The sequence below is a fragment of the Leptolyngbya sp. GGD genome, from assembly GCF_026735145.1.
In the GTDB taxonomy this organism is placed as follows: Bacteria; Cyanobacteriota; Cyanobacteriia; order Leptolyngbyales; family Leptolyngbyaceae; genus Leptolyngbya; species Leptolyngbya boryana.
The window spans coordinates 26,925-53,702 of record NZ_JAPQKE010000012.1; the positions used below are offsets into that span (position 1 = coordinate 26,925).

The window sequence follows — 26,778 nt, forward strand, 5'->3', positions numbered from 1 at the left end:
TTGGGGAATTTTTAAGATGATATTTGACTTCGCTGTTGGTCAGCGATCGCGACGATGAGCCAAACGGAAATTCAGACGCAGACTGCTTATCTTGAATTGAATAATCAGGGGCAAACGCTTCGTTTCACCCTCACAAAAGCGGAACATCGTTTAGGGCGCGACGATGCTTGGGCAGATTTGGTCATTCCCGTGAGTGGATGGGAAGTAATTTCGAGTCGTCATGCAGTCCTACGCAGAGAAGGCGATTTTTACTGGATTTATGACGGGGATGAGTCCGGGAAGCCGAGTACTAATGGATTGTTCATAAATCACACTCGAATTAAGCCCCAAACTGGATTTTGCTTAGACCAAAACGTACAGCTACAAATTGGTCAAAATCCACAGAATGCGATATCCCTCGTTTTCTTGACCTCTCAAAACGCCAATATCACGGCAATTCCCAATCGCTTCCGCTTAAATCTCAGCAGCGTCAAAGATTTCCCTGTACAAATTGGACGAGAACCTCACCAGCAATATGGTGCAATGGTATTGAACGCGCCAACAATTTCTCGCTGTCATGCAACGATAGAGCGTCAGTCCAATCATTACATTCTGCGGGATCATAGTGCGAACGGAACTTATGTCAATAAACAACGAGTGACGACTCCAGTTGCACTGAACGAAGGAGATACAATTCAGATTGGTCCTTACACTCTGATTCTTCGAGGATCAATGTTGGAAGTCTTCGATCGCGGCGATCAAATCCGATTAGACGCGCATCAACTGACCCGTAAAGTACTGGATGAGTCCCGTCAAGAAAGGACAATTCTCAACAATGTATCACTCGCGATCGAGCCGGGGCAGCTAGTAGCCCTGGTAGGCGGCAGTGGCGCAGGTAAATCGACGCTGATGAAAACGCTATTAGGAATTGCTCCAACAACATCAGGCGCAGTGCATCTGAATGGGGACAACCTGCGTCGGAACTTTGACCTCTATCGTTCGGAAATTGGCTATGTGCCCCAAGATGACATTGTGCATCTCAATTTGACGGTTGAAGAAGTTCTCACGTATGCGTGCCGTCTTCGCCTACCGCCCGATACGAATATTCAAGAAGCAGTGACCCATGCTTTAGAGGAAGTCAAGCTCAGCCATGTCCGCAATACGCTGGTGCAACGGCTAAGCGGTGGACAACGCAAACGCGTGAGCATCGCCGTTGAATTGCTCGCCAATCCAAAATTATTTTTCTTAGATGAGCCAACTTCAGGACTTGATCCAGGCTTAGATAAGAAGATGATGGAACTTCTGCGAGAGCTTGCTGATCAAGGACGCACGATTGTTTTAGTGACACATGCCACGTCCAACCTCGAAGTTTGCGATCGCATTGCGTTCATGGGCATGGGCGGGCGACTGTGCTATTTCGGTCCGCCGAAAGAAGCAATGCGATTCTTTCAAGCACCTACTGAAGATCTCAAGTACTTCGCAGATATCTATATTCAACTGGGAGAAAGCGAACAGGCAGTTGAACACTGGTCACAGCGATTCCACCGGTCACAGACACACGATTTGTATGTGAAGACAGTCCTCAGTACAAATCAGACTAGCCTGCAAAACGCTGCATCTGCTCAGAAACCTCAAGTTTCTTTTTGGCAACAATGGTTGATTTTGTGCCAACGATCCTGGAAGCTCATCTTGCGCGATCGCTTCACCCTGATTCTCATGATGTTGACCGCTCCGGTTGGGATTGGACTACTAACCTTGGCGCTGCAGGATTATGATGCGATCGCGAAGCTGGCAACCCTTACTGTTGCGCAAGCCTCTACAGCCTTGCGGGTTCTATTTGTATTTACCTGCGCTGCATTATGGGTCGGTTTATCTTCTACAGCACAATCCATTGTTCAAGAGAATCACATCTATTACCGGGAACGGTTGGTGAATTTGCGATTGCTTCCCTATCTAGGGTCAAAATTTTCAATTCATGCAGGTCTAGCCGTTCTGCAAACTGTGCTGATTGTGATTGCGATGCTAATTGGATTTCGTGCTCCTCAACCGGAATTGCTGCCCTGGACGGTGGGTAGCGGCATCACAACCTTTCTGACATTGCTTGCAAGTGTGAGTTTAGGACTGATGATCTCAGCACTCGTCAAGAATTCAAATCAAGCGAATAGTACGCTACCGCTAATTTTGATTCCACAAATCATTTTCTCTGGCATCTTATTTAAGTTAGAAGGAGCCGGAAAGGTATTGTCTTGGCTAATGGTCAGCCGGTGGTCAATTGGGGCTTATGGCTCGGTTGTGGATGTGAATGCTATGGTTCCTCAGCTGCCTAAGACACCTGGAGTTCCACCTCAGCCTCTACCGTTTGACCCCAACCCAATTTACGATCCAACCTGGGCAAACATCGGATTAAACTGGGGGCTACTAGCCTTGCACAGCGCCATTTATTTAGGACTAACCTTCTGGCTACAGAAGCGCAAGGATGTTTTATAGCTTTGAAAACTTCAAAAGACAAATACGGGCAGTTTGATTGCTACGCTCTCTGCCCGCATGTGTTTTATTAAGGATACATCTGCGATCGCTGCTCGAACAATGGCAACGCGCGCGTAGCATAGTTATTTGCGTTCTGGCTGCATTTCGGATGAAACTTGTACGTTGCGGGTATAGGTAATGCCGCCCTCGGTGTATTTGAAGTCGAAGGAGACATCGTTCACTGTTTTCCCGTCTGGTAGGGTAACGGTATCGCCTTTTGTGATGGTGCAATCCTTTTTCGTATCGTTGGTGTCAAAGGATTCTCCATTACACGTCCGAATCGCAGTCACTTTATGATCGAACCATCGGCTAAAGCCAATCATATTTGCGATCCGGGTCGCGTGCCGAATTTTGACTGTTTTACCATTAGTGACGGTAACGATTGCCCATTCTGAGCGCCCTCGGTCTTTTTTGAATCCCATGCTTGAGGCAAAGGAGTCGTTATCAGCAGGCTGAGAAATCTCCCGCAATTCGATTTTGTATGTTTCTTCGGCTGCGATCGCGCGATCAATATGCATTTGGGGAATTGCGACCGTTCCCAACACTGCAAGGACAAGAAGTTGCTTTTTCATGATGATTGAGAAGATAACGTGGATAAACACTGATGGATGAGGAGCAATTAGTGATTATTAAGAATCGAGGATAGCGCTAGAAAGTGCTCCACATAATTTCCTCTAAAGAGAATACCCGCAGATCTAAAAATCAGAACATGAGATCAGTACACAGTAGCATCCTTTTCAAGGCGGGCAATCCCCTGAAAATGCCTCAGAGAGGCTTCCATAATTATCTTCCCTATCATTAATCTAGAAAATTCTTTTCCGGATTTGAATAAACCACCAGCTTTGCCTAGAGACAAAAGTGAGGATGCTCCGGAGGTTAACAAGCCTCCAGAAAATCCGCAAATCCACCACTATTTAGGCTCTAAGGAAAGTCATGAAAATTCAAAGGTTTTTTGCTCAAGCAGTTTCTGTTGCAGTGATGCTCGCTATTGGCAGCATGGGATTTGACAGTGCGGCTATGGCATCTAGCTGGAAAATGCCTTGGCGGGCAGGTCAGAGCTATGGAATCAACGGCAGTTGGCACTTTGATGGTTTTCTCAAAACTACAACGGCATTTGATGTCGCAATGCCAGCGGGAACAGAAGTACTTGCTCCGATCGAGTCTACAGTGATTTACCAGTGTGCTGCAAGAGGAGGTGACAACCATCGATCCATTTTGCTGCAAGCTTCGACAGGTCAGCGGTATACTTTGGTTCATGTCAAAACAACAGATATTTTCGTTGGTAAGAGGTATCGACAAGGTGATGTCATCGGTCGGATTGCAGGTGATCGGGTAAATGATGCTTCCTGTGCAATTTCTACTGGACCGCACTTGCACTTCGGACTGCCAAGCCAATCGTTCTCTGTTGATGGGCAACAATTTACTCTCTATGCAATTCCATCTCGTTTGAGTTCAACCAATGGAAGCATCGTTGCACCCTCTCCTGCTCCTTCAACTGGCGTGTATACCGTTAACTTTAGTGCCATTTCAGCGCCGACAGGAGTTAATGTTCGTTCTGCGCCTTCAACTACTGCGCCAATTGTAGGGCGGATTGCACCAAATCAGCACATCAACTTTGATGCTTGGACTTTCGGGCAAGTCGTGAATGATCATTGGATTAATACGCCTGATGCACGTTGGTACCGCATTGCTGGAACGAATAACTGGGTTGCTAGTGCTGTGGTGAATGGTAATGCTCCTGGTTCGCGTCCCATGCCGTAAGGATTTGTCTCCTTCTAACGCTTCTGTGTCAACTTAAACCTTGAGCGATCGCAACTCACTTGAGAAGAGCGATCGCTCTTCTCTCAAAAACACCATCATGAAGACTTCTCACTTTATTAGTACCGCATTTACTTCACTACTGCTCATTGTGTGCAGTTCTAACCTCATTTATGCTAGAAGCGAGGCCGCAACTTCAGAATCTAGAACTATTTAATGTGTTAACGAGGTCAAGGAGCGTGTTACCCGACAAGCCTGATAGGCTGCATTGGTGCGATTTCCGTCCCTGAAAATGACCGAACCGTGAGGTGTAGAACGTGACCGTTAAAGAGTGTTCTTAAGGGCTTTCAAAACTCTCAGATGCCCTCTCACACTGGTTGCGTTAACAGGAATATCAAGCTCCGGGGTGGGAAGCTGCTGCAAAACGTACCACATTGGCTCATACTGGTCAGCCTTGTCATCATCATAGCCCGGCGAGACATAAGGCTCTTCTAACAATAGAAACTCTGCCCATTGTGAAAGTTCTTCAGCGGAGACTCTTCGAGGAACTTGTTCAACATCAATATGATTGGTTCAGGAGTAACGTATACCTCAGCAGATGCTGAGGGAACTGACTTACCTTGTTCCAAGAACTTACCAATGCTCATCTCTCCCATCAAAACTTGTTGGTATAAGTTCAAAGCTGAATTCATATTTCTACATTCTTAAATCAAAACTTTACATCGAACAAATTGTTTTTGGTAGAACCGAGTCTCTGCCGCATAAGTTTACCAGAATCATCAAACGTAGTTTGTACAAGACGATTAGTCGTACCATCGGGAGCAATTTCAGAGGTTAGTCTTTGAAAACCGTCAGCCTTACCTGCACGTTCAAGTACTAAGCAAACTGATCCATCTGCGTTATCAGACTTAATAGCTACAGAATCCACTCTTCCTGATCCTAACTTCTTTAGGATAGATTTTGATTGAGCCTCAGTTAATTGAGAAAACTGTTCCTCTCGTAGAAGATTTCTAGCATCACTTTTAGAGCAATGACTCGGATTATGGTCAGGAGATTGGCATAAAATTTGACCGACTCTGACTTTTAAAACACCCTCTAATGACAATATAGAGTTCGATGTACTATGCTGGCTTTTTAAGATTGCTTTGTGTTGCGCTCATACTTGATGTTTAAGATAATCACTCTTAGCTCCCTGTCCGAATTCCGGGTGGCGTTTCAGCTTCTAATTCTCCAGATCGAATATGAATTAAATAAATCTAGTCTTTTTACCTGAGATGTAGGTGAAAGCAGTTTTCACTGTACACCTCAGCAAAACAACTTATTCCTGATGTATAAATCTCATTGTCGTCCTTTGGTCTTAGCTGTACTCACAAGTTTTGCTTGTTTTGTTTCTCGCCCTTCCACAGTTTATGCAGGAGGAGGTGATGAGATGAATCTACAACCGACATCGACAGAAACGGAGCGCAAAGACGCGCCAAAACCTGTCAACTTTGATTGGAAAACTTGGGAAGTAGCGCCATCCTCAAATGACCAAGTTTGTCGTGAATCTCAGGGCAACCTTGTCTGCCTAGATGCTCAAACTGCTCAAAGACTGGGATGGAGGTAGAAGTTCTTTTTACTAACTTAGAATTCTTGATAATAAATGCAGGGAGATCGGGGCTAACTTGGTCTCCTTTTTATTAATTATGCAAGTTCAAAATGATGTGGCTTCCAAGGAGAAATGGCTTGAAACTTCCCCGGGATAGGGATTTTCAGCAAATTTTGAAATTATCTGAATAAACCAGATTGCTTGGACGAGACGTAGGTGAAGGGATGGAACCATTTCTCAAAACTAAATCACTAGAACTTCTCAATCATGAAATTCAAGCTCTCACCTAAGTTTATCGCACTTGCTAGCATTCTCTCAGTTTTGATTCCGTTTAGTAGTGTTACAGCTCAAGCAAATGAGACATTTTCACTCAATGGTGGCAAAGCACTGAACACAAACAACAATTTCCGGCGAATTGATGGTCAGCCCAGAATGTCGATCTACCAGCACAATGTCAATGATCCGGATCAACAATTCGAGCGGCTTGGTGGGAATCGTGGTGGTACACTTCTGAGACATCGCTCGACCGGAAAATGCTTGAATGCCCATCGATTGTTCAATGGAGCCGAAATCAATGTATGGAATTGTGATCCCAATGATCCGGATCAAAACTTCAACATTGTGAGCTTGGGCAGCAATGTTGTTCAAATTCAGCGAACAGGCACAAGACTTTGTGTTGATGCTCCTACTCGTAACGACCAAGGCATCGTACACCTGTGGGAATGCATCGGTAATGTCAATCAACGCTTTACAAGCAGCCGAATCGCCTCTCCATCTAGCGGAGCCCTTCACATTGGAGTTGATTGGAATTCACCTGCCTACCGCAACAACAATCCGTTCTGGCGGAGATTTGCACCTCCCTCCATTGGCGGAACGTTAAACTCTTTCGGCAATTGCACTTGGTATGCAAATGGTCGCCTTCGCCAGCTTGGTTACCGCACAACTGATCTCGATCGCTTACTTGGGAATGCAAAAGAATGGATTACACAAGCGCGTAATGCTGGTATTCCAAGTGGAAGAACTCCCCAGGTAGGCGCGATCGCTCAGTGGGTTAGCGGTGGCGGAGGATTCGGACATGTTGCAGTTGTTGAACAAGTCAATACCAATGGCACGATCGTAATTTCTGAATCGAGCTACGCTCCTGGTGGTGGCTTCTTGTATAAAACGCGTACGCTTTCTGCAAGCCAAGTTGAAAACTACATTTACGTTCGAGGCTAATTTCTAAGAAAAAGCAGCGTTGTGCAGCTTGAGCAATGCTGCTTTTTCTCCACCACTCTAGTCTGTAAATTTTGAAGCGTTATGATGCTCACATCTCTCCAGCAACAATTAAAATCACGAGCGATTACGCTCGACTTTGCACTAAGCTCTGTGATTAATGAATCAGGTGTAGTCAAACTAGAACTACTAGATGCCGAATTGTCAGCCCGATTTTTAAAGCAAATTCGAGATCGTCAAACTTTAATCCCTGCTTTACCTCTTTTACATTGGCAAAACTGCTATTACTTGGGTGTACCTCGTAACCTTGAACCCTCAGAGATTCAATCGCTCGAAAACCGTTTGAATGCTAACATTCAATTGTTCACAATTGATGAGCTGAGCTATCGAAAATGGCATCGTCAACAAACTGTCGATCACAAAACGATCGCAACTAGCCAACTGATCAATCCTATAACAGGGGAGAAAGATACAGAAGATATTGCAGAGCTAACGCAACTCACCCTTGCTCAAACTGACAATCAAATTGATCGAGTTAAAGCAATTATTGCGTCTGCTATGCGCCACCGAGCCAGTGATATTCATCTTGAGCCTGTAGCAGATGGCCTACGAGTGCGCTATCGCATCGACGGTATCCTTCGTAATGTTGCTACGCTTCCTCCTGAGATCAGCCGAAAAGTCGTTGTTGCAATCAAAGTCATGAGCGAGATGGACATTGCGGACAGCCGTCGTCCTCAAGATGGGCGCATGGCAGAGCAATATATTTCGACAGATCAACAAGCGGAAGGACTGGATTTGCGAGTCAGCACACTTCCCTGCGTGAGTGGAATTAAGGGAGAAGTTGGAGAGAAAATTGTCATGAGGCTGCTCCGACAGCAGAATTCATTTCAGACGATCGCAGATATTGGATTCTCCCATCGCGCCCGCATGCTCTATGAACACTGGCTGACTCAACCTCAAGGGCTGATTATTTTTACCGGACCTACTGGTTCTGGGAAAACGAGTACACTTTATACAAGTTTGCTAGCAATCTCGGAAGATGCTAAAAACATCACCACCGTCGAAGATCCAGTCGAATACGTACTGCCAGGAATTACTCAGACTCAGGTAAATGAAGCTGCAGGAATGACATTTGCATCAGGGCTAAGAGCTATTCTGCGACAAGATCCAGACATTATTATGCTTGGCGAAATCCGCGACCATGAGACGGCGGAAACCGCCGTGAGAGCCGCTTTAACAGGCCACTTAGTCCTAACCACCCTGCATACGAATGATGCTGCTGGAGCGATTCCACGCCTTAAAGATATTGGCCCAGATCCAGGCTTGATCAGTGATGCATTACTAGGAGTGGTTGCACAGCGACTTGTCCGTCGAGTATGTCCGCACTGCGCTGAACCTTATCATCCCTCGGAAGGCGATCTCAAACTCTTGGGACTCTCTCCAGAATCCACCGCTACCCAAACCTGGCAAAAAGGACGGGGTTGTTCTCAGTGCTTCTACTCTGGGTATTTAGGTCGAGAAGCGTTGATTGAATTGCTGAATGTCGATGAGGTGATGCGCCAAATCATTTATGAAGGAGCAATGACTCAACTCAACCATTATTTGCAAGAAATAGAGTTTGATTCTTTTCGAGTGGCTGCGATCGAGAAGATTACGCAAGGCGTGACCACGATCGACGAAATTAAACGAGTTTTGCCATTTAGCGCATTGCATTCGAGAAACCGTAGTCGAGTGGAAGCTCGTCCGCTCATTGCTATTTCCTGAACTTCATTCTTCTTTGGCAGGATTTGGGTACGCTGAACACGATATTACACTTCTCCACTTTTAGAGCGTATGGGCGATCTTGAAACTCTTCTCACGGCTGTATTGTCACATCCAAAAGGCTCAATGCAGCGTAGAAAAGCTATGAGCCGATTTCTCAGCACTTTGCAACCTTTTCTAGAACAGTGGATTGCACGGCGAAGAGGACATCATGACAAAAAAGTACATCCTGATCTGGGCCAAGCTCTCAACGACTCACTCGCTTGGGTCGCAGAGCATATAGATGAGTTTGATGTCAGTTGTTCTAATTGGAAGAAAGAAGTCTCAGTCCAACAGGCTTTAATCAACTGGGTTCTTTACAAAGGGCGGTTAGATTATCGCATCCGAGATTTAGAGCATCTCCTAAAACCGAACGAAATTCCAATTGATGCATTTGAGCCAGGAAGTGCTGAATATCAAGCTAATGAGCCTCTATCTTCAAGCGAATTGGATGAGATTATTCAAGAAGGAAAGATTGACTTTGAACAAGTTCCAACCTTGAGTGGGTTAGATCAAGTCGTTCAAGCTTGGCAGCGCTTTGAAAATAAAAAAAGAACTGCGATCGAGCAGGCGCTTCAATACATCAAAACTGATCCAGAAGGCAAGCTACGGGCTTGTTTCTCCCGCGATCGTCCTGATTGCAATTGCCACATACTGTTTTTAAGGGTGACATTGGAGCAGTCTACAGATAATCTCAGTGAACTCGCACGAGAATTGAATATCAAGACACAAACTCTACATACGCTCAAGCGTCGCTGCCGCAAATTAGTTGAGGAACTCGTCATCAATCATCTCGGCTTCAATCCGCTCTTAATCGAAGCATAAACCCTGTGGAGACTCACGATGAAAATATATCTCACTTCTACTGCTCATAATCTTGCAACCGAATTTGCGCGTGAGCAAGTTACACCTGAAAAAAGTAAATCGGTTTATCTAAATACGTTATCCGTCTACGCCGTCGATCGCTACTTGCGAACGTTAGACATTCAGACAAACTTTAGTGAGGGTGACTGGCGGAATTCACTTTGGAGAGCGCTCTTAGATACAGCAGATTTAGCCATTCCTGGAGTTGGAAAAATAGAGTGCCGCTCGATCTTACCAAACCAAACGAAAATGAAAGTTGCAGCAAAAGCTGAAGATACGATCGGATATGTCGCTGTTCAATTTGCTGAGGCTTTAGATGCTGTTCAACTGGTTGGATTTATTCCGGTTGCTTCGATTCAGGAGCAAGATCAAATTGCGCTTTCAGACTTACAGCCTATTGAAGAGATGCTCGATCATGTGACCCCGGTAATTCGATTATGGCAGTGGACTCAGGGAATTGTAGATACAACTTGGAAATCAATTGATCAATCCATTCAGACTGCAACTGAGCAGCTTCAGGATCTCACTACACAACCTGCCTTCGCATTTCGATATCGACACGCTGGAATGGAGGTGAGCCGATATCGAGAACTCTCTCTTATGCAATCTCAACTTAAGCTCGTAATTGAGCGCATTGCTCAAGAAAACACATCAAAAATCCAAATCATCGTCAAAATCTGCCCTGTCGATGATCGAGCTGCTCTTTCGCCTGACTTACAGTTGATTGTGAGTTCAAGTGAAACGGTTCTTAAGCCTGCAGTAAAAGATATTGGCAACTTTATTGAGAAACGGTTTACAGGCGAATTAGGAGAACGATTTAGCTTGCAAATTGTTCAAGGAAATGCTGTATTCATTGAAGACTACGAGATTTAGATTATCTAATCATAGAAAGCAATGGTCAAAGTTGTTCTAGATCTAGTAGGGTCTGTAGAGATTGGATTTAGTGCTGCATTAGAAGTGATAGATCAAGGTGCAAATGCGAGTCGTCGGATCACAGGTCGTCTGGGTCAAGCGACTCAAATTGTCTCTTACTATCAAGATTGGCGATCGACTTATCGTGCATTAGGCACAGCCTTTCGCATCGAGGAAATTGAGGCTAATCGTACAATTTCGATTGTTGAGCTTCGTCCTAAAATTGTTCAAGTTCGACAATACTTTAACGAATGGCTTTCAGTTGAGACGTTTCAAGCGATTATAGAGAGATTACAACTCCAATTAGAACTGGCTCAACACAACCAGCAGGAAGTTCAGATCCTAATTCGAACGGATGATCCGCAACTTCGGCAACTACCTTGGCAAATCTGGGATCTTGTCGATCGTTACGATCATGCTGAAATTGCAATCAGTTCACCTTGCTATCAGTCTTCTAAAGCTTCTGAGCTAACAGGAGCGCTAAGAATTTTAGTAGTTTTGGGAAATGCAACGGGGATTGATGTTGAAGAAGACCAAAAGCTATTTAATCAACTACCAGACTCCCCCAAGGTTGAGATTCTCAAAGAACCCACTCGGCAGGAATTTAACGAAAAACTATGGGAGCAGACCTGGGATATTCTATTCTTTGCAGGTCATAGCCGGACAGAGGAACAGACAGGCTACATTGACTTAAATTCACACGATAGCCTACCGCTCAAAGAACTGCGAAAGGGCCTGAAACGGGCAATTCAGAATGGGCTACAACTTGCAATTTTCAACTCATGCGATGGGTTAGGGCTTGTTCAAGAACTCGAAACGCTAGATATTCCGCAGATGATTGTCATGCGAGAGCCTGTTCCCGATCAGGTGGCTCAAACGTTTCTCCGCTACTTTCTGCAAGCTTTCTCTCGTGGTAAATCGCTCTATGCCTCAGTTAAAGAAGCACGAGGCAAGCTCGAAGGGATTCAAAACCATTTCCCAGGCGCAACCTGGCTTCCTGTTATTTATCAACATCCAGCGAGTGAGCTTCTGACTTGGAGGACGTTTCGCTCGACGATTCAACCCGCGATTGAGAGGAAACACTCGCAGAGTTCGGGAACATGTGTCCGATCTCTCTTGACTCTTCTGTTCGCAAGTGCTTGTGTCACGACTGCGATAATGACCATTCGGCAGTTTGGCTGGCTTCAGTCTTGGGAACTGATGGCTTATGATGCAATGCTCCGCCACCGCCCGAATGTAATGGTTCCAGACGATGCGATTCGGATTATTACGCTCGATGATGATCAACTCACCCAGCAAAACCGTGCATCGGGCGTTTCTTCGTTGCCAGATCAAACTTTGAAACGGTTACTAGAAAAATTAGAGCGTCAAAAGCCTGCCGTGATCGCTTCGACGATCTTCCGTAACTTTCCGGTGAGTCAACGCTATGCAACCCTCGCCAATCAGATTCGAGACACAGATACTCTTATTTTTCCTTGCGATCAGAATAACGAAGCCCCGCCGGAGATTCCTGAGGATGCCCGAATAATTCGAGTAGGATTCATTGATTCTGATCCCGATAATGATGGGGTGACTCGTCGCCAGCATTTTAGTCGCGGACCAAGTTCTCATGCTAAATGTCCAACGGGCTATTCGTTTAGTACCGTCATTGCAACGCGCTATTTGATGGCCACTCAGCCTAAAGTTTTCGATCGCTTAAAAGGCGAGAATGGCAACTTTAACCCAGACAATTTGATCGATCGAGTTTTAAGCGAACATCCAGGAGCGTATCGTAGCGGTGTTGATCTCAGTGGTCGGCAAATTCTCATTAACTACCGCGCATTCAATCAGCAAGTTCGTGCCCAGCAAGTTTTTAAAGAAATTCCGATTCAACAAGTTCTACAAGATAGCAAGTCTGATGATCTCAAGGACAAGATTGTCTTGATTGGAGTCACCCCAACATCTGCTGAAGATTGGAGACCGACTCCTTATAGTCAAGATGTTAATCAGAACTTGCCCAGAGTCTTTTTGCAGGCACATCGAATCAGTCAGCTTTTAGATCATGCAATGGGGCAGCGCACGCTGATTTATCCTGCTGATGCTACTGTTGAACTCTTTTGGCTAGGAGGATGGGCAGTCCTAGGTGGAATTTTAGCTTGGCGATTGACTCAAGTCAGGCTCTACTGTTTTGGAGTTGTATTGTCTGTAAGTGTGCTTTTAATGAGTTGTCAGTCTACTTTAAATCAGGGTCTCTGGCTCCCTTGTGTTCCGACATTGATGGTTTTCTCTGGCAGTAGCGGTTGGGTTTGGATCATTTCCCATAAGAAGAATTCACAATCCGTTTCTCTAGAATCATGAGTAGCTATTTTCGTCGTCTTTGTTTGAGTATTTCGATGCTTGTTTTAAGCAGTGGCATGGGATTTGTCAATTCTGCGATCGCCAAGCCTAATGCTAATCCCACTCGATCAAATCGACCCTCTCGCCCCAAACCTGAAAAGCCTCGAACCATTACATTTAACCCACCTGCTTCAAGTGGCAGTCCGACGTTGCGCTCTACCGATGGCAGCCGGAATGGGAATCGATGCCCAAGCCAACTCCCCCAAGTTGTGACCTACTCCCAAGGATTTCAGACAAGTTTAAAGCGTCCCACTTTCTGGGTATATCTTCCTTATACCGTCGTTGATCGTGCTGCAGATCCACAGCAAAACGAAATTAGTCAGAATGCTTGGATGCAATTCATTGTCCGAGATTACAACTCTAGGAAGATTCTGCATGAGGAAAAGCGAATTGCTTATCCACGCTCTTCGCCAGGATTCGCTAATCTTGCACTGCCTGAGAGTAAGCAACTTTCTCCTAATGTTACCTATGAGTGGGTAGTCGAAATTCACTGTGAACCCCGTTCAACAGTTATGTCGAAGCCTGGATTGATCAAATACCTTGACTCGGTAACCAAATCAACTGGAAATCTTCCAACTTTTGAACAGATCGAAGATTATGGTCAGAATGGGCTTTGGTATGAAACGATCGATGGTCTTTTCACACTCAAACAGCAGGCTCCTAATGATCAGCAACTTTCTGAAAACCTAAAGCAATTAATAGAACTGACAGGAATCTCGACTCAGTCAGATAGGATTTTCTATACCAAAGAATAATTGTCTATTGGAAAGAACATGCTCATAATTGTGGGGTAATATTCTTTCTCTAAAAAGAGGGAAATTAATGTCTGCCCTGAGAGTAGTATTCGGTGTCGGTTCTGATTCTAGGATTCCTATGCTGAAAGGATTAGTGATTCTTTCAGCTTTGTTCTTTTCAAGCGGAATCCATACATCGGTTCAGGCTCAACCCATTGTTCCAGCAGCAGATGGCACAGGAACAAGTGTAAAGCTGATTGAGAACCAGTTCGAGATCACAGGGGGACAATTTTCTCAAGATGGGCAAAACCTATTTCATAGTTTTGAGAGATTTGGGTTAGAACCGGGACAGATTGCAAATTTCTTCTCCTCGCCCAGTATCCGTAACATTTTGGGACGGGTGAGCGGCGGGGAAGCATCGATCATTGATGGCATTCTGCGGGTCAGTGGAGGAAATTCGAGTTTATTCTTGATGAATCCCTCTGGGATTATCTTTGGCGCATCGGCTCAGCTAGAAATTCCTGGAGGATTGACTGCAACTACTGCCAATGGCATCAGTTTTGGTCGCCTTTGGTTGAGTGCATTCGGGAGCAATACTTATCAAGATTTGATGGGTTCTCCAACTGGATTCGCTTGGACGATGAGCAATCCAGGTACGATTATCAATGCTGGAGATCTCAGTGTTGGTGCAAACCAGTCTCTTACACTCCTTGCAGGAAGTGTCATTAACACAGGCAAGCTTTCTGCTCCAAGTGGATCTGTCACAACCGCTTCCGTTGCTGGAAACAGCTGGCTCCGACTGAAGCAGTCAGGTAGTTTTTTGAGCTTTGATATTCAACCGAGCGTACTAGAAAATCAGCCTCAAGCCTGGAATCTACCAATTTCGTCTCTTCCGTCCCTTCTCGCGCAGCATCCGGGGCGGAATTCGACAGGTTTGGCAATGAATGCTCAAGGAGAAGTGACCTTAACAGGGTCGGGAGTCGTACTCTCGCAACAGCCAGGAACAACGGTCGTGACTGGCAAGATAAATGCAACCGGCGAAACTGGTGGAATGATTCAAGTTTTAGGGCGCAGTATTGAACTTTCACAGGCTGAGCTTGATGCCTCTGGGCAAACCGCAGGTGGAACGATTCAGATTGGCGGAGCCGTTCGTGGGAATGGTCAAGTACCCAATGCCAATCAACTTACTGTCGATCGAGCGACAACGATTCGTGCGGATAGCCGCGATCGTGGCAATGGTGGCTCCGTCAGTTTATGGGCATCTGATCGAACTGATTTTCTCGGAAATATTAGCGTTCGCGGTGGCTCAAATTCAGGAGATGGTGGTTTTGCTGAAGTATCTGGTCGGCGATATCTAACATTTGATGGCAACGTTGATACAGGAAGTCGCGTAGGAAATTCAGGCACATTACTTATCGACCCAGACGATATCCTAATTTCTGATAACTTATCTGATGCCAGTCCAGGTCAATCCTTTCTGAGTACGAATACTCTGTATAGCCTAGACAGCAATCTTATCATTGAAGCAAATAACAACATTCAGATTGCAAATGGCGTTTCGCTGACCTTTCCACGAGATGGGAGAGATATTGTCTTCAGAGCCGATGCTGACCAGAATGGAATTGGCGACTTCATCATGGATACAAACACTACAATCTCAGCTGCAAGTCCGGTTGGCAGCACGAGTGGAAGAACGCTAACGATTTCAGGTGCGAATTTACGGCTTGGAAACATCAATACTCGTAGTGGTGTTGATCTCGCTACTCAGCAACCTGTTCCAGGTGGGAATGTTGTGCTTAGTGCTAAGAAAGACATTACAGTTGGCTTTATCACAAGTTTTGCAGACTCAAATCTTCCTTCTACCGCAAATCCTGGAAACGCAGGGAAAATCGAGATTACGAGTCAAGAAGGAGGAATTACAGTGAATGGGATTTTGTGGGCAGAAGCTGCACAAGGTCGAGGCAATGATATTACTTTAGAAGCTCAAGGCGATATCATGGCTCGTACAATCAGTACAGGCACAGTCACAAGTGAAAGTGCAGGTACAGGACAGATCAAGATTATCAGCCGAGCGGGTTCTGTGAATGTAGGCAACCCAGTCACTCAAGATGGAGCGAATCCATTTCCAGGTCAACAGCAGCCGAGCGGCGTTAATTTCTCGACTTTCGGCAAAAATGCAGGTTCATTGCTGATCGATGCAGCAAAAGATGTTGTTCTCAATAGAAACATTAACGGCAGAGCGAGTAATACAAGCGGAAGCGTTAGCATTACGAGTCGTAGCGGTACTATCAATGCGACCAATACCATTCTTGACGTTAGTTCTGATACTGGGGCTGCAGGCAATGTGGTATTAAATGCACCAAACGGGCAACTCCTCTTGAGTGATATTAAAACAAACAGTCAAAGCCAAGCTGGGAATATCTCGCTTGCAGGCAGCCAGGGCATTCTGATCAAAGGAAATATTGCAACTCAGGGAGCAACGTCCAGCGGAAATCTTGATTTTAGGAGTCCTGTGATTTTGACGGGAGATCTGGCGATCGATGCGGGTTCCAGCGGAACCATTAATTTTGACAGTTCGATCAATGCCCCCTACAACTTGAGTGTCGTCGGTAATACACTGAGACTGGGCGGTGATGTCTCAGTTCGACAACTTGTTGCAAATGCTAGCAATACGATCGTGAATGGCAATCTCACGACAGATAATCAGTCGATTATTTTTGATCAAGCAGTAACGCTGAGTAATCGCTCAGTCTTTAATGCTGGAACAGCAGCTATTTCAGTTAATGCACCTCTGAATGCCAATAACCATCCGCTGACGCTGCAAGCAGATTCAGTGAATTTAAATGGTGTAATTACTGGAACGAATACGCTGAATCTACAGCCTACTAGTCTAAATCGTGCGATTGAACTTGGCACAAAAAATCCAAATGCTTTGAGTCTCACTGCTGCTGAACTGGCTCAAATTAGCGGGTTTCAAGGAGTCAAAATTAGCTCAAACGGTGGAAAGTTAAGTGTTCTCAGCCCATTAGCATTTAATGTTCCCGTCGAAATCGATCCTGGTGTAGGAGCAATTTTTTTAGGAGCGAACGTTAGTTCAAGTGGACAGAATTTAACCTTTGGTAGAGCAATTCTTGAAGCTGATACAAGAGTAAATTCTAATGGCGGTAACATCACGTTCACCGATACGATTGAGAGCCAAGCAAATGGGCAATATTCGCTTGCCACAGCCGCAGGCAATGGAAATCTGCGCTTTGGAGCAGCAGTGGGTGGAACGAATCGTTTGCGAAACTTTCAGGTTGAAAACGCAAACCAGATCTTCTTGACCGGCGGCATTAACATTGCTAGTGGCGACTTAGCGATCACTCAGCCCATTACACTCACAGGTGGAAGCACAACACTTTCGACAAATGCTGGCAATATCACTCTTGCCCAGAATGTGACAAGCCAACCGGGGCTAACAAGTAGCCTTCAGATTCTCGCACCAACTGGCAATATTACGACGGCGAGCATTGACACATCGAATACAACAGGTGGATCAGTCTTTCTGTCTAGTCCTCGTGGAATTGTAACAACGAATAACCTCATTACTCGTGGAACAACAGGAGGAGGTGATGTCAGAGTTATTGCATTCGATAGCATCAAGGCTGGAATCATTGATACGAGTACGAATACTGGAAATGCTGGCAATGTTTTTCTCGACCCATTGAACGATATTGAAGTCAGTTCAATTAATACTCAAGCATTGGCAGGTGGAATAGGTGGGAATGTGGAGATTTTCACCCAGCGCTTTTTCCGAGCCACTGGAAGCTTTATTGATCAAACAGGGTTGCCTGCTAGTATCTCTACAGTCGATGGTGGCAGCGGTGGTAATATCCTGATTACGCATGATGGTGGGGCAAGGTTTGTCACATTTGATGTTGGAGCAAATGCGGGTGTTGGAAGTGGTGGAATTAATGGCGCGATCGCAGCATTAAGAACGAGTTCTGGAAACACAATTGAGCCAACTCGCTTCTTTCCGGGTTCGTATCGACAAGGCAATATCGGGATTGTAACTTCACCGCAATTTGAGAACCTACTGGCGAGAATTGTTCCCGAAGGGCGCTTACCTGAACTGCTAGATGGAGATCCACAAGAAGAAGGCTTTGGGCTCGATTTCTATTTCACAAATCAGCTTGAAAAATATTTCAATCGAGAGCAAACTCGCAGTGCAACCCTCACAAAATCCTTGGATGAAATTCAAAATCGGCTCAACGAAATCGAAAGAGTAACGGGGGTTAGACCCGCATTAATTTACGCTGTATTTCTAGACTCTAAAATTACATCAGAGCAAATTCTATATCGCTTCCCACAAAACATTCAGCCCAAAGAAAATGATGTCTTAAATCTGGTTTTGGTTACAGGTAGAGCTAAACCGATCGTCTATCAGCTACCAGAATTTACTCGTGCTCAAATTGGTCAGGTTGTAACCGAGCTGAACGATGACATCGCATCTCAGAGTAAACGACAAGATATCAATTTTATGGAGGGTGACAATGCACTTGGAAAGCAATTTTATCGCTGGCTTGTCAAACGTTTAGAGCCTGATCTCAAAGCCTATCAGATTAGTAACTTAACTTTTATTCTCGATACTTATCTCAGATCGGTTCCCATTGCAGCTATGTTCGATGAGAAAGGGCAACCTTTGTTGAGATCTTATAGTTTTGGATTGATGCCGAGTTTTAGTATCACAGATACGCAATACAATCCGAGATTTAATCGCTCAAAAATCTTGGCAATGGGAACTGATGATTTTCGTCGATCGAGTCGTCCATCTATGTCACCTTTGCCTGCTGTGCCGCTAGAACTAGAAATTGTGAGCCGCCATCTTGGCACAGGACGAATTTTGCAGGGTCGTGATTTCACCGTGGAAAACTTGATCGAGCGACGCAATCAAGCGCAAGTTGTTCACATTGGAACGCATGGCAGTTTTATTCCAAGTAATTCCAAAGAATCTTTCATTCTCTTTGACAATCAGGAGTGGCAATTAACTCGGATGAGCCACTTTAAACTTCATCATCCGACTGTAGAACTTCTAGTGTTGAGCGCTTGTGAAACAGCGATCGGTGATCCTTCTTCAGAACTGGGTTTTGTCGGTCTTTCTGCTGAAGCAGGAGTACGCTCTTCAGTTGGCAGCCTCTGGCAAGTTAGCGACTATGGCACGCTGAGCCTCATGGCGGAGTTTTATCGTCAGCTTGAAATGGCTCCAATCAAAGCCGAAGCATTGCGTCGCGCCCAACTTGCCTTGTTAGACGGCTCTGTACGATTTCAAGATGGCAAGCTCATCTACTCTGGGGGTTCAATCCCCTTGCAAGGAAGGCTTCCAATCACGGAAGATCGGAATTTTTCTGCTGGTTATTTTTGGTCAGCTTTCACACTCATTGGCAGCCCTTGGTAGGTTAGTGGTTACTTATTCTTCTCATTAGAAATTTATGCGGTTGGGTTACTTTCTCTTTCTTTATCTAATATTAGGGTGTTCAGTTCCTGTTTTAGTGACTGCAACTGAAGTTGCGACTGTTCAGACGATCACGGTGAAAAAGATTCGCCTGATCGGAGAAAACATTCCGCCAACTGAGGAAGTTACTTCAATTCTGACAGCTTATGAGCAGAGGTCGCTCACACTGCAAAATCTTCAAGATCTTGCTGATCAACTTACAAATTTCTATGTTCAAAAAGGATATGTTACATCGCGGGTGATTTTAGCAGACCAGAGAATTGCTGCTGGTGAGGTAGCAATGTTGTTTCAAGGAGGCAAGCTTGAAACGGTCGAAATTGAAGGGACAAAACGTCTGAATCCAAGCTACATTCGCGATCGCATTCGTCCTGGACAAGATCGAATCATTGGACCTGAAGTTCAGAAGCAATTAAGACTGCTTAAAACCGATCCGATGTTTAGGACGCTTGAAGCTGCGATTCGTCCAGGCAGTACTGCGGGTGAAAGTAAGCTGATCATTACAGTCGAAGAAGCTGAGTCTCTACAGGCTTCAGTTGGAACTGACAATTTCTCTCCGCCCAGTGTAGGTGGCGAGCGCACAACCAGTACTGTAACTTATCGAAATCTAATAGGGCTAGGAGATGTGGTTAACTTCTCTTACAGTCGCTCTTTCTCTGGAGGACTGAATGCTTGGGATTTAACCTATCAAGTTCCGTTGAACTCTAAGCATGGAACCTTAGCGTTTCGAGTCGCCCCAACTCGCAGTCGTGTTACTCAGAGTGATTTCGCAGATTTCGGGATTCGGGGTCGTAGCACTGTGTATGAAATGAATTATCGTCAACCGCTAATTCGCAATATTAATAGTGAAGTCGCGCTTACGTTGGGGGTTACGGTGCAAAACGGACAAACTTTCTTGTTTGACGATAATCCTTTTCCATTTGGCATTGGCGCGGATGAACGTGGTAATAGCAGGCTACGAGTTCTCAAATTTGGACAAGAGTATCTTCGACGTGGTGAGTATGATGCTTGGGCATTACGATCTCAGTTCAATTTAGGGTTGAATATTTTGAATGCAACCTCGAACCCTGGCCCGATTCCTGATGGTCAATTTGTCAGTTGGCTAGGTCAGATACAGCGCATTCAGCAGGTTGGAAATGATCATCTTTTGGTTCTACAAGGCGACTTACACCTAACTCCAGATAGTCTCCTACCTGCACAACAATTCATTTTGGGGGGTGGGCAATCTTTACGGGGATATCGCCAAAGCGTTCGCTCCGCAGACAATGGATTTCGATTCTCTATCGAAGATCAGATCACACTTCAACGGAATACGACAGGGCGATCAATTCTACTGTTAGCGCCTTTTTTTGAGCTAGGAAGTGTTTGGAACAAAGCCAATAATCCCAATCGGCTTCGGGGAGAGACGTTTTTGATGTCTACAGGATTGGGTTTAGTTTGGCAGCCAAGTCGAAGATTTCAAATGCGCTTAGATTACGGATTGCCTTTAGTGAAGTTGAGCGATCGTTCTAGCAATCTTCAGGATCAAGCATTTTACTTCAGCGTAAGATATGGTGTACGTTAAACAATCAGTTGCTATATTGAGTGCAATGGGCACCTATCGCCCTAGAATTGTGGATACCCGAATGAAACAAAGCCTAACGCGATACAGACACATAACAGATCAAAGGATCACAAGGTTGCAGGGAATGCAGATACTAGAAGTTGTGAATTTGAGGCTCAAGATTGTTTCTCTAGATCGGTTAACACTACTTCGTTAAGTAGTCTCAGAACTTTCTAAAGTAGGCTTAGGAACTCATATGCTAGGGTATACATGGTCTTAAAAGACGCAGAGAAAGTTGTCCGAAAAATTATGGTGTATGTGGAACAGTTTCGAGCAGAGCTAGGCCGGAGTGAGCGGCGAGTTAAAGATCGCTACCACAAGAACATGAAAAACGCCCTCATTAAGGACGGGTGAAAGATTACGGATGATCCTTTGCACCTAAAATGGAGTGACAAGGATATGTATGTCGATTTGGCAGCAGAACGACTGATCGTTGCTGAACGAGGACAAGAGCGCATTGATGTGGAAATCAAGACGTTTGGCGGTGCTTCTGATTCCTGAGTTTAGAGAAAGCAATCGGGCAGTATTGTGTTTATCAAGCTGTGATGGAAGGAACTCAGCGAGATTATATGCTGTATCTTGCTGTTCATGCGGAAGCATTTTTTGATGTCTTGAATGAACCACTTGGTAGACTGTTATTGAGAAAGTATCAAATTCCTGTCATCGTTTTTGATTCTGAGCGGGAGGTTATTCTGGAATGGATCAACTCGAACACTACAGACACCTAATTCAAACGATCTTGACTGAGCATACTCGCGTTCCCTTCAAAGGGAGCGATGTCCAGTTTGAAACCGTTTTTGATACGAAGCAGGATCGGTATCTTGTCATGATGTTAGGACGTGAACCTGTTTATGACCGCCCCTATGCAGCCACGCGGCGGGTTCATAGCTGCCTCATCCACGTTAATTTAATTGATGGCAAGGTCTGGATTCAGCGGGACGGAACTGAGGAAGGAATTGCATCAGAATTAGTTAAGGCAGGCATCCCCAAAGATCAAATCGTTTTGGGCTTCCGATCACAGGAATTGAGGAAAGATACAGAATTTGCAGTTCAATAACTGTCGATGTTCTACATCTGCGATCGCTGACTTTCAACTCTCTGATTAGGCTGAGTCGTTGAATGCTGACTTTCCGAAACACTCTTACAAGCGCGATCGACAATTGCCTGAACATATTGCTCCGCCTGCTGAGGCTGCCGCATCGTTTCCACTCGTTCAGCCGTCATCAGCATCGATCGCACCAATTCCATAGGTTGACCTAGCCGTAATGCTCGTTTTGCCGATTCTAGAAGAATTGCGGTGGGTTCGCCCGTGAGTCCTTGACGATAGTGGTGCAAAAGTTGAGCAGGATTTTGATGTCCCATCTGAAGCAATTTTTGCCAGGTAAAACCATCGGGCACAGGTAATGATTGAGATTGTCCAATCCCTTTCTGAACCCGTCGAATAAAGTCTGGATCGCCCGCAGCGATCGCAGTTTGCCCCGGCATTGCTGCCCATTCCTGAAGCGCTTTTGGCACAGAATCAGTAATGGCTAGGTAAAGCGATCGTCCAGGGTGTTCGAGCCGAGTGATATCGAGTTGAGCAAGTGCAGTAGCATCTTCTGGTGTTTCTACTAGCACCACACGATTTAGCGCTCCCTGTCCTGTTATCCAACCAAACCCTGAAAAATCGTTAGACTGGGAAGAGACAGGAATTGAAGCTGAATTTTCCAAAGTTTGGAAAATTGGAGGCGTTGATTCTAAAGAAGATTTTTCCAAACTTTGGAAAATTACTCGTTCGGAGGCGATTCGCTGACACTCTGCCACTGCTCGATCGAATGTGTCAGTGAGGTGATCGATTGCGTATGGCTGTTCAATTGCTCTTGTAAGTTCTGCAATACGGTTGTGAGCATCTCTAACGACTGCTGTAAGGTGGGATCGGGCGTTTGCAATGTAGTCTGTAACTGCTGCGTTTGCTCGGTAAATGCCTGCTGCAAAATCTGTAATGCTTGCTGCAACGTGGGATCGGGTTGCTGTAATTGCTGCAACAGTTCCAGATAAACCTGAGTGTTGGCTTGAATCATGCAGCGTAAGTTGGTCAGCGAGTCCTGCAAGCTCTGTGCGGGTCGCTTCGGTCGTTTCATCCGCGTGAAGCGCCTCAACTCGACGAGGAAACTGCGCGAATAGGTCACGCACTGATTCATGCCATCGTGTAAGGTCGAGAGCGAGGTGGGCAATGGGTTGAGTTGGGTAGTCAGTGCGTTGAGATGCTGCTCGATAGTCGGATCGGCTTGAAGGATCTGATTTTCCAGAACGGTGAGTCGATCGCTGAGACTGGCTTGTTGATTGCACAAAGTGGTGAGCAAATTCGCGATCGCGTCTTGCCGCTCGTTCAGCGTGGTGAGCAAGGTCAGTAAGGCTTGCTGTGAGGTCGGGTTGAATGGGCAGTCGGACATGATGAGATAAATGAGAATTTTCTGATTTCTGAACAGCAAAATTTTGGATGTGGGTAACGCTGTGGATCACTCCCGTCATGAAATGCTGCTGCTGGCTTAGGAATTGAGCCAGATTCGCTTGACTTTGAGAAACTGGGATTGCCAGCGCAGCATCAATCTGATGATGTAGGTGCGTCAGAACTGGATTTAGTGCGAACGCTGCATTCGATATTGCTTGCTGCTCTCGCCAGTCACGAAGTTGAGGTAAAAGCCGCGTTAGTTGAGTGGAGAGTGTCGCTGAAGTTGCTGAAGACGCTCCTGAAGGCGTTTTTCCTGCTGTTGAAGTAACTTCTGTACAGTCTTGGGTGAAGGTAGATTCGTTAGGAGATTCAGGTCTTTTGGATCTGGGCTTTGCATCGATCGCTGAATCAGCAAGCGGCAAATGAGATGTCGTAGCTGAGACAATTCTTGCTGGTTCGTTCGGGAAATTGTGTCGAGGCTGTCCTGAAGCTGTTGAAGGCGATTCTCCAGACGAGTCAGGCTTTGGTAGGGGTGATTTGAATTCATAAGATGCGATCGCATTTATTGAGGGGGTTCGAGGTGCATAGATAATTGCTGCTGCAAGGCATTCAGTTGTTCTAATTGTTTGCCCAACGAGGCTTGTGAGATCAGCAACGACTCGAACTGCTGACTCAAGTGCTGCTGTCCTTCGGTGTTGATTTCTAGATGTTCGCTCAGTCTGGTCAAGCTTTGCTGTAAGCCTTGTAATTGCTCGACCAAGGGGTTCGGTGACGAATTCGATGGCTTGCTGTTCAGAATATTGCTTAATTGAGCTAAGAAGGTTTCGAGCGTACTCCTCAAGTCGGCTTGGTCGGTTTGCAGGTGTTGTAGAGCATTCTGATTGGTTTCCTGCCAAGATCGAATGCTTTGAGTCAAATTCTGAAACTCGGTTTGCTGCTGGCTGAGAATTTGCAGCAGATCGATCGAGTTGGGTAGATCTGGGTGTTGAGTCATAGTTCAGATAGAGGTGAACTCGTGCTGAAGCATTCCGCAATTGATCAAATAAAGCAGGAATGCGATCGCTATATACAACGAGATTGTCGGGAAGAGCAGGTAGAGTTTGAATCCATCGTGTGAGAGAAATCGCAACAGGTTCAACTACAAGAAGCTGCTTGAGATTTGAGGGTGGAGCATCGTTTGTAGTAAAAATTCGAGCATCTTGGAAAAAGTAGCTTTGATGAGGGTCAAGCTGTTCAATTTGCCCATTTGAGTATTGAATTGACGCAGTGGTATCGGTAATTGCTGCGATCGTAAAATGAGAACCATCCTGATGCGGTATTGCCCACTGCAAGCGATCGCCCAAACTAACCGTAATTGGCTGTGGTCGGTAAAGGTGGTTGCGAAATTGCCGAGGTGCGATCGTCAATTCAGCCTGAGAAGAATCTCGTAGTGTAAAAGTTTTAGCATGAAGCGCCACGATCGTATAAGGCTCTCCTTTGTTCAAGCCCAAAGCAGGATAGTGATAACGAGGAATCACGACATCATTGATCTGAAATGACTGAACCCTTAACGCTTGAGAAACTGTGAGGGATTTCGGCTGAAGTTGCCAAAGCGTGAAGGTTGATTCGTGAGCCTGTTGAGCTTTGGCAAGATCTTGCTGAAGTCGATTTCGGCTATTTTCATCAGCAACAATCAAAGCGGTGTGGGCGCGATCGTTAGGCTTCAAAGCAAGATAGGCATCGATTGCTGCTTGAAATGGATTAGCAGATTCAAACACGTGATCGCATTCCAAAAGTTGAGCAAATCCATTCAGCGTATTCCCTTTTGCGATCGCACGAATCGCTGGAGCAACATCAACAGAGAAGGACTGCCGATCTGGAATTGTCCAATACTGATTTCCTACTGCAATCAGCTTTCCAGCTTGTTGCAATGCTTGAAGTGTTTCCAAAAAATCGCCATAGCTAAACGGCTGGACTCGATCAAAAATTCGACGTTCTAATTCTGTCTGCGAAAAGAGTGATCGCGTTCGGGTGCAGGTTGCGATCGCATCGGTCAAAATTGCATCAATCGAACGACTAAGCCCAGATTGCTCGATCGAAGCAGGATGGCGAATATCAAGTTGAAGTGCAGAATTTTGGGCTTGCCACCACTCATTCAATTCAGCAGCATCAATGTTCAAAATCTTGCGGGGACGAGTTGCGAGACACGCCCATTGTTTCATTGCTGGCGTTGCTGCTTCTCCCACCAGATCTAGAATCTGCTGACGGCGTTTACTAAAATACTGAAGTTGTTCCGGCGCGTATCCAGCCAGTTCAAAATGCGAATCGGGACGCAACGTAATCTCATAACCGAGTTGGCGGATCTGGTCAGCAAGCGCATTTGTGTAAAGCGCACTGAGTAAACTGCGATCGCGATAGATCCCCATCGTATCGATCGTTCGCCATTCCCCATTTGAAATTTGAGTCAGATTTGCAACCACACAATGAGTATGCAAATGAGGGTCATGAGCGCGAGAAGTTTCGTGCTGAAACGCGGCAATCACTAAATTCTGAGTGGGCACAAGTTGGCGCTGTCCTTGTTCACAGAGCCGAGTGTAGGCATAGCGTTGCTCGACGATCTGTAGAGTGTGCGCGATCGCTTGAGTATGAGCCGCAATCAGCACATCTTGCTCTCCCATCAGCGCCGCCAAGCTAACTGATTTTGGAGCATTGAACGTTAAATCAATTCCGGCTTGATGCTGAGGATGAATTTGCCGCCCCGGAAGCGATTCGCCCGTAGGATCAAGCCCGGAAAGAATGTTTGAGAATGCGATTTCATTGACTACTTCTGGGCAAGAAAGTGCGATCGCACCTTGCCCATACCATCGACTGAAATCTGCCGCATCCGATCCAGGTCGATGATTGTCCTGCATAAAATAGTGAACGCTGTTCTGTGAATGAACACGACCCAGAGTGAGCATAAAGCGTCTCAAAAATTAAATGCCAATACTAGAAAATGCACTCAGATTAGAGCAGTGCAGGCGCGATGGAGATAGATGAAAAGCTCTTACAGATGCTCGGTTGTTCAAGCAGTAAATTTGCCAGTTCTGTAGCTATAGTTAATGTATGCTGAAAGTACAGATATAGCAATAGTTTTGATGCGATTTTACAGATTTTTGTGCATTAGGTGTGAGGCTAAGGGAGAAGGGCAGTAAAGACCTTCAAACGGCTACTGTGCTGATTTTCAGCCAGCAGTATCATTGCTCTAAATTGCTCTAAATTGCTCTGATGCTTAACAAGATATTCCTTCTTGCTGAAGGAATGACACTAAAGTGCTAAAAAGTACGCTATCTCACCGTTTTATGTAGACAAGTAACAATGCTGCCAATAGATCGCATGATGTTGGCAGAATGAAGGACAGATAGCTTCACCTGAGTTCGCTGATTTCAGTTCTCTAGCAGAATTGTCATCCCACTTTTTTGATCTAATATGCATCGATTGAGTAATGTAGTAACCCTTACTAAGAGCCGCATATTGCAGTGCGGC

The 26,778-nt window shown here is 45.5% G+C and carries 17 protein-coding genes; 14 read left to right on the top strand and 3 right to left on the bottom strand.

Annotated features, from left to right (window positions below):
• Nucleotides 1–54 precede the first annotated feature (54 nt).
• A complete protein-coding gene (locus OU814_RS29360; protein WP_268243033.1) occupies nucleotides 55–2,466 on the top strand; it encodes an ATP-binding cassette domain-containing protein in 2,412 nt (803 codons plus the stop codon).
• A 122-nt stretch (nucleotides 2,467–2,588) separates the two neighbouring features.
• Here the strand turns inward: OU814_RS29360 and OU814_RS29365 are convergent, their stop codons facing one another.
• Complete coding sequence (locus tag OU814_RS29365; protein WP_268243034.1) at nucleotides 2,589–3,077, bottom strand: hypothetical protein; 489 nt, start codon at nucleotides 3,075–3,077, stop codon at nucleotides 2,589–2,591.
• 361 nt (nucleotides 3,078–3,438) lie between these two features.
• Here OU814_RS29365 and OU814_RS29370 point away from each other — a divergent pair, with 361 nt between their 5' ends.
• On the top strand, nucleotides 3,439–4,266 hold the full coding sequence (locus OU814_RS29370; RefSeq protein WP_268243035.1) for a peptidoglycan DD-metalloendopeptidase family protein: 828 nt from the start codon (nucleotides 3,439–3,441) through the stop codon (nucleotides 4,264–4,266).
• Nucleotides 4,267–4,587: 321 nt separating this feature from the next.
• On the opposite strand, the gene OU814_RS29375 is transcribed toward OU814_RS29370, so the two are convergent.
• Nucleotides 4,588–4,761, bottom strand: a complete 174-nt coding sequence (locus OU814_RS29375) for a hypothetical protein (protein ID WP_268243036.1) — start codon at nucleotides 4,759–4,761, stop codon at nucleotides 4,588–4,590.
• A gap of 931 nt (nucleotides 4,762–5,692) precedes the next feature.
• On the opposite strand from OU814_RS29375, the gene OU814_RS29380 reads away from it, so the two are divergent.
• The 12 genes from OU814_RS29380 (at nucleotide 5,693) to OU814_RS29430 (ending at nucleotide 21,900) form a co-directional block, all read left to right on the top strand.
• A complete protein-coding gene (locus OU814_RS29380) occupies nucleotides 5,693–5,869 on the top strand; it encodes a hypothetical protein (RefSeq protein WP_268243037.1) in 177 nt (58 codons plus the stop codon).
• Nucleotides 5,870–6,118: 249 nt separating this feature from the next.
• Nucleotides 6,119–7,069, top strand: a complete 951-nt coding sequence (locus tag OU814_RS29385) for a CHAP domain-containing protein (protein WP_268243038.1) — start codon at nucleotides 6,119–6,121, stop codon at nucleotides 7,067–7,069.
• A gap of 81 nt (nucleotides 7,070–7,150) precedes the next feature.
• Complete coding sequence (locus OU814_RS29390; protein WP_268243039.1) at nucleotides 7,151–8,830, top strand: GspE/PulE family protein; 1,680 nt, start codon at nucleotides 7,151–7,153, stop codon at nucleotides 8,828–8,830.
• A gap of 69 nt (nucleotides 8,831–8,899) precedes the next feature.
• Entirely contained in the window at nucleotides 8,900–9,691 is a 792-nt protein-coding gene (locus tag OU814_RS29395; RefSeq protein WP_268243040.1) for a hypothetical protein, read from the top strand.
• Nucleotides 9,692–9,709: 18 nt separating this feature from the next.
• Nucleotides 9,710–10,603, top strand: coding sequence for a DUF1822 family protein (locus OU814_RS29400; RefSeq protein WP_268243041.1), 894 nt, complete (start codon nucleotides 9,710–9,712; stop codon nucleotides 10,601–10,603).
• A gap of 21 nt (nucleotides 10,604–10,624) precedes the next feature.
• Entirely contained in the window at nucleotides 10,625–12,979 is a 2,355-nt protein-coding gene (locus OU814_RS29405; protein WP_268243042.1) for a CHASE2 domain-containing protein, read from the top strand.
• Nucleotides 12,976–13,773 carry a DUF928 domain-containing protein gene (locus OU814_RS29410; RefSeq protein ID WP_268243043.1) on the top strand — a complete coding sequence of 266 codons (798 nt, stop codon included), beginning with the start codon at nucleotides 12,976–12,978 and terminating at the stop codon, nucleotides 13,771–13,773. The genes OU814_RS29405 and OU814_RS29410 overlap by 4 nt, the downstream gene beginning before the upstream one ends.
• A 118-nt stretch (nucleotides 13,774–13,891) precedes the next feature.
• On the top strand, nucleotides 13,892–19,186 hold the full coding sequence (locus OU814_RS29415) for a CHAT domain-containing protein (RefSeq protein WP_268243044.1): 5,295 nt from the start codon (nucleotides 13,892–13,894) through the stop codon (nucleotides 19,184–19,186).
• A 34-nt stretch (nucleotides 19,187–19,220) separates the two neighbouring features.
• Nucleotides 19,221–20,804, top strand: a complete 1,584-nt coding sequence (locus OU814_RS29420) for a ShlB/FhaC/HecB family hemolysin secretion/activation protein (RefSeq protein ID WP_268243045.1) — start codon at nucleotides 19,221–19,223, stop codon at nucleotides 20,802–20,804.
• Between the two features lie 396 nt (nucleotides 20,805–21,200).
• Nucleotides 21,201–21,344, top strand: coding sequence for an element excision factor XisH family protein (locus OU814_RS29425; protein ID WP_326498338.1), 144 nt, complete (start codon nucleotides 21,201–21,203; stop codon nucleotides 21,342–21,344).
• Nucleotides 21,341–21,571: an element excision factor XisH family protein gene (locus OU814_RS31420; protein ID WP_442786161.1), complete on the top strand. Its 231-nt coding sequence runs from the start codon at nucleotides 21,341–21,343 to the stop codon at nucleotides 21,569–21,571. Before OU814_RS29425 ends, OU814_RS31420 begins: the two co-directional genes overlap by 4 nt.
• Nucleotides 21,541–21,900: a XisI protein gene (locus OU814_RS29430; RefSeq protein WP_268243047.1), complete on the top strand. Its 360-nt coding sequence runs from the start codon at nucleotides 21,541–21,543 to the stop codon at nucleotides 21,898–21,900. The genes OU814_RS31420 and OU814_RS29430 overlap by 31 nt, the downstream gene beginning before the upstream one ends.
• An 11-nt stretch (nucleotides 21,901–21,911) precedes the next feature.
• Here the strand turns inward: OU814_RS29430 and mobF are convergent, their stop codons facing one another.
• On the bottom strand, nucleotides 21,912–26,213 hold the full coding sequence (gene mobF / locus OU814_RS29435) for a MobF family relaxase (RefSeq protein WP_268243048.1): 4,302 nt from the start codon (nucleotides 26,211–26,213) through the stop codon (nucleotides 21,912–21,914).
• Nucleotides 26,214–26,778: the final 565 nt, after the last annotated feature.